Origin of the sequence: Pseudomonas sp. 06C 126, from assembly GCF_001855215.1 — a bacterium.
Classification (GTDB): domain Bacteria; phylum Pseudomonadota; class Gammaproteobacteria; order Pseudomonadales; family Pseudomonadaceae; genus Aquipseudomonas; species Aquipseudomonas proteolytica.
Map to the genome: position 1 here is coordinate 184,766 of NZ_MIFU01000130.1, position 12,999 is coordinate 197,764.

Sequence of the window (12,999 nt, forward strand, 5' to 3'; positions counted from 1 at the left end):
CGCTATCCATAGCGCCACACCGAAGGACGAAATAATCCTTTTCATTTTTTGCTTCCGTTATGAATTCACGTTCAACACCAAGGTGCGCGGGCGCTCAAGCCAGGCACCCTCACCGTCGGGAAAAAGTTCGACCAGCTCCAACTGCCCCTCATGGATCGCCACGACACGCCCATGGTCAGCCCCCAGGTAATCCCCCACCGCCAGGCGGTGCACACCTGCGGCGCCACGCAGCAGGGCAAATGTCTGCGCGCCCAGCGACAAGGTGCCGACCATCTGGAACTGGTCCACGGCAAACCCTTCGAGAAACTGCCGGGGGCGGTCGAAGTCCGGCGCAGGTCCGGCTTTGCCGGTGGGTCGACTGGCGGGCTGGCCCGCTGGCTGGAAGGGATCACGCACGGGTGGCGAGCTGGAGACAACCCGCAGCCCCGGCAATGCTGCGGGCGTTTCGTCAGCAAGAGGCACCACCTGCTGGCGAATCAATTGCAACTCGTCGTTCAGCGCCTGCAACTGCGGGTCACGCTCGCATCCCGCCAGAAGCAGCAGGCCCAGGCCCGCAACCATGAGGCGGTTCATGGCAATGCTCCCTGGTTGCTGTACCTGTAGGTCTTGGCAAGCATCGTCAGGCTCAGCAATGCGCCATCCTGTGGACTCACAGGGCGAATGACAAAGTCATGCAGGGTTACGATATGCGACAACCCTGCCACCCCGCTGATGAAAGCCAACAGGTCGTGATAGGTGCCAAGCAGCCTGAGCTGCATCGGCCGCTCGACGAACACGGGCTGCACCTGCTCGTCCAGCACGCTGAGCTGCTCGACCAGCACCCCGCTGGCTTGCCCCAGCCGGGCGAAGTCTTCCAGCAGGCCGGGCATCTGCGTCAGCGTGGGCATTTGCCGCAACTGCTCGTTGAAGGCGATGCGCAAGGTCTCAAGCTCACGCGCCACCCCATCATATTGCGCGGCTTGCCGGGCTTTTGCAGCAAACTGCTGGCGCAGCGCTACTTCCCCTGCTTCCTGGCGTTGCAACACCTCGCGGGCGCCGCCCAGGTACACCGCATCCCCCGCCAGCAGTACCAGCAACGCAAGCACCGCGCCCACCAGAAGCCTGCCAGCCAACGGCCAGCGTGCGATGTTGCAGTACAGCGTGGAGAGTTGTGGGAGTGCCAGCCCTGACAGGCTGGACCAAAGACTCACCGCTGCGTCTCCAGGTGCTCCCCATGGTCCACCATCAACTGGAAGGCGCTGCCTGCACCACCCTCCTCGGCCCGGACATGCCGCAGATTGGGCGCGCGCAGCGTGTTGGAAGCCTCCAGGCTGCGCATCAGCCGGGCGACATCATCGCTGGACACTGCCGTGCCAGTGACCTCCACCGATGTGCCACTGACGCTGACCTCGCTCAGTTGGACGCCATCCGGCATCGCCCGGGCCAACTGGTCGAACAACTCCTGGCCGGATGCGCGATGCCCCTGCAGGTCTTCGACCACTTTCATCCGCTCCATCAGTTGCTGACGCTGTTCGCGCAGTTCGTCGATGGTCTTGATCCGCGAGTCCAATACCGTGACTTGCTTGCTCAAGTGATTGTTACGGGCCACTTGTCGATCAATCGCTCGATCAATGACCCGGTCGGCCAGCCATACCGCAGCCAATGCAATAGTGGTGATCAGCAACAGAAAAATCAGGAAAAACCTGCGACGGCGCTCAGCGCGCTCTTCACGCCAGGGTAAAAGGTTGATTCTTGTCATCAATCGAAACTCCTGAGGGCCAAACCGCAGGCGACCCGCAATCCCTGGGCATCGGCTGCCCATTGTGCACTATTGATCCCACTCCCCGGCGCTATCCGGGCGACCACCTGGTCGGTCATCCGCGCCACGGCAAACGCCTCTACATCCACCACTCGCGCAACCAGGCCAGCCATGGCCAATACCGCTTCGCGCGCTTCCACTTGCTCCTTGAGGCACGCCACAAGCAGCACATCAACATAACCGGGTTCATGAGCCGATGGGCCCTGCACCTGAAAATCAATGGCAACCTCATCCAACGGATAAGGAATGTACTGGTCGGCTTCACAGCGCAAGCGCTGCTCCATCTCGTCGGGCTCAAGCCCAGCCTCCAGCGCAACCACCCGGCTGATCACCGCAGGGCCCGCCACGGCAACCGCCGCCTGCGTGACCTGGATCTGCGCCCGGAACAATGCCTTGGAAATGGTCTGCGCGACAACCTCCAGATCAACGATATTACTGTCGACCACCGCATGGCCCGGCAAAGGCTGGCTTGCATACGCGCACACGGCATAGCCCTCGCCGGCGCGGGCCAGCTCTAGTACGTTGATGCCGCTGTCCTGGATGTCCACACCCAGTACGGTTTCGGCTTTTCGCCTGAAAAATCCCGTTTTCATAAAACTCCCTAAAGCTTTGCCTGTCTCAGGGCTGGTCAGTTCCGGGTTTGATGCATTCGGTCGGCTCGGTTGAGCGGCGCCCATGACGCCCCGAGGCGAAAAATGCTTTAATGCCCAGCGTTTTTTCCCGCTTTTTATCCGCAGGTCGGGTCGATACATTCCTAGTCATGCCTATCCCGACACCTAACTCATTCTTTTCTCTGGAAATCCAAAAGCCTTGATTCGTCTGCTGAAGTTTTTCGGGTACTCCTTCGTCGCTATCGTTTGCGGGCTGCTGCTCGTGTTCAGCGGCGCCTATCTCTACCTTAGTCCTGGATTGCCCTCGGTAGAGGCCCTGAGAAGTATCCAGTTGCAGATTCCTTTGCGGGTCTACAGCAGCGATGAAAAACTGATCGCGGAGTTCGGCGAAATGCGCCGCACCCCGATCCGTTTCGCCGATATTCCGCCCAACTTCATCAATGCCCTGCTCTCGGCCGAAGACGATAATTTTGCCAACCACTATGGCGTGGACCCCAGCAGCCTGGTGCGCGCGGCCACACAACTGGTAAAAAGCGGACACATTCAATCGGGCGGCAGCACCATCACCATGCAGGTGGCGAAGAACTTCTTCCTCACCAGCGAGCGCAGCTTCTCGCGCAAGGCCACGGAAATCCTCCTGGCGCTGCAGATCGAACGCCAACTGACCAAGGATGAAATCCTTGAGCTGTACGTCAATAAGATCTACCTGGGCAACCGCGCCTATGGGATCGAGGCGGCGTCCCAGGTGTACTACGGCAAGTCGATTCGTGACGCCAGCCTGGCACAAATGGCAATGATTGCCGGCCTGCCCAAGGCGCCGTCGCGCTTCAACCCGCTGGCCAACCCGGCCCGCAGCAAGGAACGTCGCGACTGGATCCTGGGGCGCATGTACAAGCTGGGCAAGATCGACCAGAACGCTTATGAAACGGCGGTGGCCGAGCCGTTGAACGCCAGCTACCACGTACCGACGCCGGAAGTCAGCGCACCGTACATCGCCGAGATGGCCCGCGCCGAAATGGTCGGCCGCTATGGCAGCGACGCCTACACCGAAGGTTTCCGCGTCACTACGACAATTCCAAGCAATTTGCAGGAAATCGCCAACAACGCTGTGCATGAAGGGCTGATCACCTACGACCAGCGCCATGGCTACCGTGGGCCGGAATCGCGCCTGCCGGGCAAGACCCTGAGCGCCTGGACGGTCGAACTGGGTAAACAGCGCTCCATCAGCGGCCTGGATCCGGCCATCGTCACCCAAGTGAAGAAAGATGGCGTGCAGGTGCTGACCCGCAGCGGCGAAGAACATGTGGCGTGGGACAGCATGAAGTGGGCGCGCCCCTTCCTGAACACAAACAGCATGGGGCCGATGCCCAAGCAGCCATCGGACGTGGCCCAGGTCGGTGACCTGATCCGCGTGCAGCGCCAGAAGGACGACAGCCTGAAATTCAGCCAGGTCCCGGTCGCCCAGGGCGCCCTGGTATCCCTGGACCCGCAGAACGGTGCGATCCGCGCCCTGGTCGGCGGCTTCGCCTTCGAGCAGAGCAACTACAACCGCGCCACCCAGGCCAAGCGCCAGCCGGGCTCCAGCTTCAAGCCATTTGTCTACAGTGCCGCGCTGGATAACGGCTATACCGCAGCCAGCCTGGTCAACGACGCGCCTATCGTGTTTGTCGACGAGTACCTGGACAAGGTCTGGCGCCCGAAGAACGACACCAACACCTTCCTCGGCCCGATCCGCGTGCGCGAGGCGCTGTACAAGTCGCGCAACCTGGTGTCGATCCGCTTGCTGCAGGCGATGGGCGTGGGCAAGACCATCGACTACATGACCCGCTTTGGCTTCAACAAGCAGGACCTGCCGCCCAACCTGTCGCTGGCCCTGGGCACCGCCACCCTCACCCCGATGGAAATCGCGACGGGCTGGAGTACGTTTGCCAACGGCGGCTACAAGATCACGCCGTACCTGATCGACAAGATCGAGAGCCGCAACGGCGACACGTTGTTTGTTGCCAACCCGCCGAGCGTGCCCAACGGTGTCGCCGCCAGCGATGGCCTGGCCGCACCCGCCAACGGCGGCATCACCATCGAGCCCGTGCCCGGCGCTGCGCCCGCCGATGCTGCCGCAGCCGCCCCGCAAACACCGGCGGTGGCTGAGCGTGTGGTTGACGGACGTACCACCTATATCCTCACCAGCATGCTGCAGGACGTGATCAAGCGTGGCACCGGCCGCCGTGCGCTGGCCCTGGGCCGCACAGACCTGGCAGGCAAGACCGGTACCACCAACGAATCCAAGGATGCGTGGTTCTCCGGCTACAACGCCGACTACATCACCACCGTCTGGACCGGTTACGACCAGCCAGAAAGCCTCGGTCGCCGCGAATACGGCGGCACCGTCGCGCTGCCGATCTGGATGAGCTACATGGGCGGCGCCCTCAAGGACAAGCCGGCGCACACCCAGGCCGAGCCGGAAGGCATCCTGAGCCTGCGCATCGACCCGATCAGCGGCCGCGCTGCAACACCCGGCACGCCGAATGCGTACTTTGAACTGTTCAAGAGCGAAGACACGCCGCCGTCGATGAATGAACTGGGCAATGGCGTGGCACCGGGCAGCCCGTTGCCGGCGGATGAGTCGGCGCCGATCGATCTGTTCTGATTAACACATAACCCCTTGTGGGAGCGGGCTGGCCCGCGATAGCAGCCTGTCAGTTGATGCATTTGTTGCTGATACACCGCCATCGCGGACAAGCCCGCTCCCACATTTGAGCCTGCATTCTGCCAGCCACAAAAAAGCCCCGACTCGCAAGAGCCGGGGCTTTTTGTTGGTGCGCTACAACGGCTTAGCCGTTGAACACATCATCCACGCTTTGCAGCGGGTAGTTCTTCGGATACGGCAGGGTTGCCACACCTGTCTCGATGGCGGCCTTGGCCACGGCATCGGAGATCACGGTGATCAGGCGCTTATCCATTGGTTTCGGAATGATGTACTCACGGCCGAATTCCAGTTTGCCGCCACCGTAGGCGTCGCACACGTCCTGGGGTACCGGCAGCTTGGCCAGTTCACGCAGGGCATTGGCGGCAGCCACTTTCATCTCTTCGTTGATGCGCTTGGCGCGAACGTCCAGGGCGCCACGGAAGATGAACGGGAAGCCCAGCACGTTGTTGACCTGGTTCGGGTAGTCCGAACGGCCAGTGGCCATGATCACGTCGTTACGGGTGGCGTGTGCCAGTTCCGGGGCGATTTCCGGATCAGGGTTCGAGCAGGCGAACACGATCGGGTTGGCCGCCATGGACTTCAGGCCTTCGGCGCTCAGCAGGTTCGGGCCGGACAGGCCGACGAACACGTCAGCACCGTCCAGTGCGTCTGCCAGGGTGCGCTTGGAGGACGGGTGGGCAAACATCGCCTTGTACTGGTTCAGGTCGGTACGCTCGGACTGGATCACGCCCTTGCTGTCGACCATGTAGATGTTTTCAAGGCGCGCGCCCATGCTCACGATCAGCTTCATGCAGGAGATGGCCGCAGCGCCGGCGCCCAGGCAGACGATCTTCGCGTCGGACAGGGTTTTGCCAGCGATTTCCAGGGCGTTGATCATGCCGGCCGCGGTAACGATCGCGGTGCCGTGCTGGTCATCGTGGAAAACCGGGATGTCGCACTGTTCGATCAGGGCCTTTTCGATCTCGAAGCACTCAGGTGCCTTGATGTCTTCCAGGTTGATGCCACCGAAGGTGATGGAGATGCGCTTGACGGTGTCGATGAAGGCCTGCGGGCTTTCGGAGTCGACTTCGATGTCGAAGACGTCGATGCCGGCAAAGCGCTTGAACAGTACGCCCTTGCCTTCCATCACTGGCTTGGACGCCAATGGGCCGAGGTTACCCAGGCCAAGAATCGCGGTGCCATCAGAAATCACTGCAACCAGATTGCCCTTGCCGGTGTATTTGTAGGCCAGTTCGGGATCGCGGGCGATTTCACGCACGGGCTCGGCTACACCGGGGCTGTACGCCAGCGACAGGTCGCGTGCGGTAGCAGTGGCTTTGGTGAGCTCGACACTCAGCTTTCCTGGACGAGGATGGGCATGATATTCGAGAGCGGCAGTTTTCAAATCAGACATATCGGCATTCCGCTTTTTACTGTTGGACGACGGATCGCCGAGGATACTCGCCTCGCAAAGTCCCCACAAGACTGAGCAGTCACAGGTGTCAAGGGCCCTACCCTACGACTTTCGGCCAAGAGCCACGGGATACAAGGCCTACAACTGTTCACAATCGATAGAAAAAATGTCTACAATTTTTCTTATTGTGCCAATTGCAGCATGCCGGGATCGGTCAGCGGGAGCAGCCAACGCGCCTGGCCACTTTTCAGGCCGCCACGCCGAGAGCGGTCCACCACCCAGCCACGGGCCTCGATATCCTGGCCTTGCAGGCGCCGGAGCAAGGCGTCATCGAATTGTCCGACAAGATTGGGTGCAACCCGTAATACCAGAGAGCCCTGCAATTCGATCCAGATCCCGCCACGATTGCGTTCGACCTTGCTTACGCGGCCACTGACCACGGCAAAGCCCGACTGCCTGATTTGCTCGGCTTTGTGCACGGGCGACTGGCGCCACAGGCCCAACCTGGCAGCCCGCGCACTGCGTTCGGCCGCTTGCTGGCAGGTGACCAAGTCGACATTGGGCGCCACCGCCACCAGGAATCCGAGGCCCTCGGCGAGCAGTTGGGCCTCCAGGTTCGCGCCGTTGGCCCCATAAAGATGGGCCAGGGTCCGCCCGTAACGGTCCTTGCCCTCACGGCCCGGCACCACCCCGACCCGACCACCACTGGCATCCACCAACCCTTGCAGGCGTTGGCGCGCCGCCACGGCGAAAGGCTCGTCCGGGCGGCCTTTCTTGCCGGTCTCCGGGGCATTGACGCCGATCATCCGCACACTGCGGCCGTCCTTGAGACGGACGGTGTCGCCGTCGACCACGCGCTGCACCTCGAAGGTACTGATCGCTGCTGGGGCGGGGCAAAACACCTCGGCCTGGGCGGCCGACAGCCAAATCGCAGGCACAAAAAAGGCGCCCGCAAGGGACGCCTTTTTCATTAGCAGGTAAAAGCCCATCAGGCTTTTGAACCTTACTCTGCAGCAGCTGGAGCTTTCTTGCCGAAAGCACCGAAACGGTCGGCGAAGCGCTGTACACGGCCGCCAGTATCCAGAGTCTTCTGCTTACCGGTGTAGAACGGGTGGCACTCGTTGCATACGTCAGTACCCAGTGGCTTGCACAGGTTCGAACGAGTTTCGAACTTGTTGCCGCAGCTGCAAGTAACTTGGATGGTTTCGTACGCTGGATGGATATCGGCTTTCATGGTGTCTTCCTCAGGCTAGCGTGCCGCCACTCGACACTATTGTCGAATACCGCACGTAATTAGGCCGCGGATTCTACCAGAGCTTTTTAAACGCGCAAGCGCCGCCATGCCCCCTTTCATCAGAAACTGTGGCAGGACACTCCCCTGCGGGTCTGCTAGGCTCGCGCCCTTCTTCACCGCCTGCCATATGAGAATTTCCCGCGTGCCCGACGCCATTTTGCGCCTCGCCCTGCCCTCGCCCCTGCGCCGCCTGTTCGATTATCGGGCGCCTGCCGGTGTGGTGCGGGCGCAGCTGCAGCCGGGGATGCGCGTGCGCGTGCCGTTCGGCCGACGGGAGATGATCGGGATCCTGATCGAAGTGGCGGACCACAGCGAAGTGCCAGCAGAAAAGCTCAAGCCGGCCCTGGCCATCCTCGATGCCACGCCACCGCTGCCGGCGTCGCTGTTCAAGCTGTGCCTGTGGACCTCCCAGTATTACCAGCACAGCCTGGGCGACACCTTGAGCTGGGCGTTGCCGGTGTTGTTGCGCCAGGGCGAGCTGGCCGAGGCCCGCCAGGAGCGTTTCTGGTCGATGGCCCCCGGCGCACGCCTGGACGACCCACGCATCGCCCGCGCCCCGCGCCAGCGTGAAGCCCTGGCCACCCTGGCGCAGCACCCCCACGGCGTTGCCCATCAGTTGCTGAGCAAACTGATGTTGAGCAAGGACAGCCTGGACCTGCTGCTGGCCAAGGACCTGGTGCAAGTGGAAATCCGCCGCCATGCACCCGGCGAGCGCCATGAGCACTGGCTGGCCCAACCGGAACTGCCGCTGAACCCGGAACAGCGCGCCGCCTTTGAAGCCATCAGCGCTGGCGCCGACAGCTTCCACGCGTTCCTGCTGGCCGGCGTCACCGGCAGCGGCAAGACCGAAGTCTATTTGCAGTTGATCCGCGAAACCCTGGAAGCCGGCAAGCAGGCGCTGGTGCTGATCCCCGAGATCAACCTCGGCCCCCAGACCCTGGCGCGCTTCGAGCAGCGCTTCAATGCGCGGATCGCCCTGGTGCACTCGGCCGTCAACGACCGCGAGCGCCTGGAGTCCTGGCTTGCCGCGCGGGACGGCGAGGCCGACATTATTATCGGCACCCGCTCGGCGCTGTTCACGCCGATGAAAAACCCCGGCCTGATCATCATCGACGAAGAACACGACGGCTCCTACAAGCAGCAGGAAGGCCTGCGCTACCACGCCCGCGACCTGGCCCTGGTGCGCGCACGCCAGGAAAACATCCCGATTGTGCTGGGCTCGGCCACGCCCTCCCTGGAGAGCCTGCACAACGCCTATACCGGGCGCTACGGCCTGCTGCGCCTCAACGAACGGGCGGGCGGTGCCAAGCAACCGCGTTTCCTGCGCCTGGATGTGAAAAGCCGGCCACTGGACAGCGGTATTTCCGGGCCGATGCAACAAGCCATCGGCCAGACCCTGGCTGCCGGCCAGCAAGTGCTGGTGTTCCTCAATCGCCGGGGCTTTGCGCCGACCCTGCTGTGCCACGACTGCGGCTGGATGTCGGAATGCAACCGTTGCGACGCGCGGATGACCGTACACCAGCGCTCCGGCGAGTTGCGCTGCCACCACTGCGGCCATGTGGAACGGGTGCCGCGCCATTGCCCGCAATGCGGCAAAGTCGACCTGCGGCCAGTGGGCGCCGGCACCGAGCGGGCCGAGGAACGCCTGGGGATTCTGTTTCCGGACTTCCCGGTGCTGCGTGTAGACCGCGACAGTACGTCGCGCAAGGACGCGATGAACCAGTTGTTCGCCACCATCCAGAAAGGCCAGCCGTGCATCCTGGTCGGCACGCAGATGCTTGCTAAAGGCCATCACTTCCCGCGCGTGACCTTGGTCTCGATCCTGGATGCCGATGGCGGGTTGTTCTCCGGGGACTTTCGCGCCAGTGAACGCATGGCACAACTGATCGTGCAGGTCGCAGGCCGCGCCGGGCGTGCCGAGGAACCGGGCAAAGTGATCATCCAGACCCACTTGGCCGACCACCCACTGCTGATTCAACTGACAGAACAAGGCTACTTCGCCTTCGCCGAGCAGGCGCTGAGCGAACGTCGCTCCGCCGGCCTGCCGCCTTTTGCGCACCTCGCACTGTTACGCGCCGAAGCCCATAAGCCGGGGCAGGCCGAAAGTTTCCTGGATGAAGCGTGCAGCGCGGCTGAACGTTTGCTCGGTGAGCTGGGTCTGAGCGGCATCGAGTTGCTGGGCCCTGTGCCAGCACCGATGGAACGGCGCGCCGGACGTTATCGCGCACAGCTCCTGTTGCAAGCCACCGCCCGCGCACCGCTGCATCGGCTATTAAGTAGCTGGTTGCTTGCGCTGGAGCAAATGCCCAGCGGGCGACAGGTGCGATGGTCGTTGGATGTCGATCCGGTGGATTTGTACTGAGAGATAAATTGCTATCGCAGGCAAGCCAGCTCCCACATTTGACGGTATTCACACATCAAAATGTGGAAGCGGGCTGGCCCGCGATGAGGCCCGCAGGTCCAGTAACGGACCTTGATGGTTGGCAAGCCCGCCCTCGCACCGGATAATGTCCAGTTTTTCCACCTGCGCATCGCGCACCGCCGCTTGCGGTCGAAAGAGAACACCATGAAAGACACAATTCGCCAGTTGATCCAACAAGCCCTCACCCAACTCGTCAACGAAGGTGTGTTGCCTGAAGGCCTGACGCCGGCGATCCAGGTGGAAAACTCTCGAGACAAGACCCACGGTGACTTCGCCAGCAACATCGCAATGATGCTGGCCAAGCCTGCGGGCATGAAACCGCGGGACCTTGCGGAAAAAATCATTGCCGCACTGCCGGCCGACCCACAGGTGAGCAAGGCCGAAATCGCCGGCCCCGGCTTTATCAATATTTTCCAGAACACCCAGGCCCTGGCTTCACGCCTGGACGCCGCCCTGGCCGACGCCAAAATCGGCGTACGCAAGGCCGGCCCGGTACAGCGTGTGGCCATCGACCTGTCGGCCCCCAACCTGGCCAAGGAAATGCACGTTGGCCACCTGCGCTCGACCATCATTGGCGACGGCGTGGCGCGGGTCCTGGAGTTCCTCGGCGATACCGTGATCCGCCAGAACCACGTGGGCGACTGGGGCACGCAATTCGGCATGCTGATGGCGTACCTGCAAGAAAACCCCATCACCAGCAACGAACTGTCGGACCTGGAAAACTTCTACCGCGCCGCCAAAAAGCGCTTCGACGAATCCGAAGAGTTCGCCAACCGTGCCCGTGGCCTGGTGGTCAAGCTGCAGGCCGGCGACCAGGAATGCCTGGAACTGTGGGCACGCTTCCGCGATATTTCCCTGTCCCACTGCCAGAAAATCTACGAACTGCTGAACGTCAAGCTGACCATGGCCGACGTCATGGGCGAAAGCGCCTACAACGACGACCTGATCAATGTGGTCAACGACCTCAAGGCCAAGGGCCTGCTGGTTGAAAGCAACGGCGCCCAGTGCGTGTTCCTCGACGAATTCAAGACCGCCGACGGCGAGCCGCTGCCAGTGATCATCGTCAAGGCCGATGGCGGTTATCTGTATGCCACCACTGACCTCGCGGCCGTGCGCTACCGCAGCGGCGTGCTCAAGGCCGACCGTGCGCTGTATTTCGTCGACCAGCGCCAGGCCCTGCACTTCCAGCAAGTGTTCGAAGTGGCGCGCCGCGCCGGTTTCGTCACCCACCCGATGCACATGGAACACATGGGCTTCGGCACCATGAACGGCGCCGATGGCCGTCCGTTCAAGACCCGCGACGGCGGCACCGTGAAGCTGATCGACCTGCTGAACGAAGCCCAGGAGCGTGCCTACAACCTGGTGAAGGAAAAGAACCCGGAACTGGCCGATGCCGACCTGCGCAACATCGCCCGGGTGGTGGGGATTGGCGCGGTGAAATACGCCGACCTGTCCAAGCACCGTACCAGCGACTACAGCTTCAACTTCGAACTGATGCTCAACTTCGAAGGCAACACCGCGCCGTACCTGCTCTATGCCTACACCCGTGTGGCGGGCGTATTCCGCAAGCTGGGCAAGGATTTCAGCGAAGTCGACGGCCAGATCATCCTGCAAGCGCCGCAAGAGCATGACCTGGCCGCCAAGCTGGCGCAGTTCGGCGAAGTACTCAACAGCGTGGGCGAGAAAGGCACGCCGCATATTCTGTGCACCTACCTGTATGAAGTCGCCGGGTTGTTCTCCAGCTTCTACGAGAACTGCCCGATCCTGAGTGCCGACGACGAAACGCAAAAGCAAAGCCGCCTGCGCCTCGCCGCACTGGCTGGACGGACCCTCAAGCAAGGCCTGGAACTGTTGGGCCTGGAAACTCTGGAGCGTATGTAAGTTGGCAGCCAAGAAAAAACCTGCACCCAAGCGCGGCGCCAGCCGCTACCAGGCACCGGCCAAACAACCGATCCCGGGCTGGATGTGGCTGGCCATCGGCCTGTCGGTCGGTGCGTTTATCGTGTTCCTGATGAAACTGGAGCCGGGCCAGGGTGAAGACGTCAAGCGGGTCAAGCAGGAGCAACAGAAGGCCAGCAAGATCGCCGAAGCGAACAAGACACCACCAAGCCCGACCGCGCCTGTGAAGCCGAAATACGACTTCTACACGCTGCTGCCGGAGTCGGAAGTGATCGTGCCGCAAGACGCCGTGCCGGAGAAAACCCTGCCGACACCGCAGGTGCCGACCACCCCGGTAACCCCGGCGGAAGCAGCGAAGATCGACACCGCGCGCGCCCAGGCGGCACTGGCCGGGATTACCCCGCCGCCGGCACCACCGGTCGCCACCACCAAGGCGGCGCCGGTGACCAAGTTCTTCCTGCAGGCGGGATCGTTCCCCAAGCAGGCGGATGCCGATCGGGTGCGTGCGCAGATCATCCTGCTCGGGCAGACCGTGACGGTGGAGTCCGGGACGGTGAAGGAGGCGACCTGGTATCGCGTGTTGGTCGGGCCGTTCAGCAACCGTGAACAGCTGACCGTGGCGCAGAAACAACTGGCGGGTGCTGGCTTTAGCAACCTGTTGTTACAACAACGCCAGAGCCGCTGATCCACAGTCAACACGAATCAAATGTGGGAGCTGGCTTGCCTGCGATAGCCATAGGTATCTACACAACTTTCAGAAACTGACGAACTCCCCCGTGGCGAGCGGGCTTGCCCCGCGCTGGGCTGCGAAGCAGCCCCAAAACCAGCCGCTGCGGTGTATCTGGTACAACGCATTCGGCTTATTGGGGCTGCTT

The 12,999-nt window shown here is 62.2% G+C and carries 11 protein-coding genes; 4 read left to right on the forward strand and 7 right to left on the reverse strand.

All coding sequences use genetic code 11. The features are described from left to right. Window positions 1-57: 57 nt before the first annotated feature. The 4 genes from BHC62_RS28440 to pilM are packed head-to-tail and all read right to left on the reverse strand — an operon-like array spanning window position 58 to window position 2,391. A complete protein-coding gene (locus BHC62_RS28440) occupies window positions 58-573 on the reverse strand; it encodes a pilus assembly protein PilP (protein WP_083335486.1) in 516 nt (171 codons plus the stop codon). Beyond that, entirely contained in the window at window positions 570-1,190 is a 621-nt protein-coding gene (locus BHC62_RS24990) for a type 4a pilus biogenesis protein PilO (RefSeq protein ID WP_050492912.1), read from the reverse strand. The genes BHC62_RS28440 and BHC62_RS24990 overlap by 4 nt, the downstream gene beginning before the upstream one ends. Further along, a complete protein-coding gene (locus tag BHC62_RS24995; protein WP_029296063.1) occupies window positions 1,187-1,738 on the reverse strand; it encodes a PilN domain-containing protein in 552 nt (183 codons plus the stop codon). The genes BHC62_RS24990 and BHC62_RS24995 overlap by 4 nt, the downstream gene beginning before the upstream one ends. Next, on the reverse strand, window positions 1,738-2,391 hold the full coding sequence (pilM, locus tag BHC62_RS25000) for a type IV pilus biogenesis protein PilM (protein WP_070996540.1): 654 nt from the start codon (window positions 2,389-2,391) through the stop codon (window positions 1,738-1,740). Before pilM ends, BHC62_RS24995 begins: the two co-directional genes overlap by 1 nt. Window positions 2,392-2,611: 220 nt before the next feature. Here pilM and BHC62_RS25005 point away from each other — a divergent pair, with 220 nt between their 5' ends. Beyond that, on the forward strand, window positions 2,612-5,056 hold the full coding sequence (locus BHC62_RS25005; RefSeq protein ID WP_371128933.1) for a penicillin-binding protein 1A: 2,445 nt from the start codon (window positions 2,612-2,614) through the stop codon (window positions 5,054-5,056). 184 nt (window positions 5,057-5,240) lie between these two features. Here BHC62_RS25005 and BHC62_RS25010 read toward each other — a convergent pair whose 3' ends face one another. The 3 genes from BHC62_RS25010 to rpmE all read right to left on the reverse strand — a co-directional run bounded on the left by BHC62_RS25010 (window position 5,241) and on the right by rpmE (window position 7,743). After that, window positions 5,241-6,509, reverse strand: coding sequence for a malic enzyme-like NAD(P)-binding protein (locus BHC62_RS25010; protein ID WP_029296057.1), 1,269 nt, complete (start codon window positions 6,507-6,509; stop codon window positions 5,241-5,243). Window positions 6,510-6,691: 182 nt separating this feature from the next. Beyond that, the gene (locus BHC62_RS25015; RefSeq protein ID WP_070996542.1) at window positions 6,692-7,498 is read right to left on the reverse strand and encodes a thermonuclease family protein; all 807 of its coding nucleotides are present in this window, start codon (window positions 7,496-7,498) and stop codon (window positions 6,692-6,694) included. Between the two features lie 14 nt (window positions 7,499-7,512). Next, a complete protein-coding gene (rpmE, locus tag BHC62_RS25020; RefSeq protein ID WP_029296053.1) occupies window positions 7,513-7,743 on the reverse strand; it encodes a 50S ribosomal protein L31 in 231 nt (76 codons plus the stop codon). 202 nt (window positions 7,744-7,945) lie between these two features. Here rpmE and BHC62_RS25030 point away from each other — a divergent pair, with 202 nt between their 5' ends. From BHC62_RS25030 to BHC62_RS25040, 3 genes are all read left to right on the forward strand, one after another. Continuing rightward, window positions 7,946-10,165 (forward strand): primosomal protein N', encoded by a 2,220-nt coding sequence (locus tag BHC62_RS25030; RefSeq protein ID WP_029296049.1) that lies wholly within the window; start codon window positions 7,946-7,948, stop codon window positions 10,163-10,165. A gap of 204 nt (window positions 10,166-10,369) precedes the next feature. Further along, window positions 10,370-12,106 (forward strand): arginine--tRNA ligase, encoded by a 1,737-nt coding sequence (gene argS / locus BHC62_RS25035; protein ID WP_029296047.1) that lies wholly within the window; start codon window positions 10,370-10,372, stop codon window positions 12,104-12,106. A 1-nt stretch (window position 12,107) separates the two neighbouring features. Continuing rightward, window positions 12,108-12,809 (forward strand): SPOR domain-containing protein, encoded by a 702-nt coding sequence (locus BHC62_RS25040; RefSeq protein WP_029296044.1) that lies wholly within the window; start codon window positions 12,108-12,110, stop codon window positions 12,807-12,809. The last annotated feature ends 190 nt before the right edge of the window (window positions 12,810-12,999 follow it).

What these genes read in the sequence shown, in the direction of transcription:
- BHC62_RS28440 (WP_083335486.1), bottom strand. Translation starts at nt 573, where the DNA reads ATGAACCGCCTCATGGTTGCGGGCCTGGGCCTGCTGCTTCTGGCGGGA.
- BHC62_RS24995 (WP_029296063.1), bottom strand. Translation starts at nt 1,738, where the DNA reads ATGACAAGAATCAACCTTTTACCCTGGCGTGAAGAGCGCGCTGAGCGC.
- pilM (WP_070996540.1), bottom strand. Translation starts at nt 2,391, where the DNA reads ATGAAAACGGGATTTTTCAGGCGAAAAGCCGAAACCGTACTGGGTGTG.
- BHC62_RS25010 (WP_029296057.1), bottom strand. Translation starts at nt 6,509, where the DNA reads ATGTCTGATTTGAAAACTGCCGCTCTCGAATATCATGCCCATCCTCGT.
- BHC62_RS25015 (WP_070996542.1), bottom strand. Translation starts at nt 7,498, where the DNA reads ATGGGCTTTTACCTGCTAATGAAAAAGGCGTCCCTTGCGGGCGCCTTT.
- rpmE (WP_029296053.1), bottom strand. Translation starts at nt 7,743, where the DNA reads ATGAAAGCCGATATCCATCCAGCGTACGAAACCATCCAAGTTACTTGC.
- argS (WP_029296047.1), top strand. Translation starts at nt 10,370, where the DNA reads ATGAAAGACACAATTCGCCAGTTGATCCAACAAGCCCTCACCCAACTC.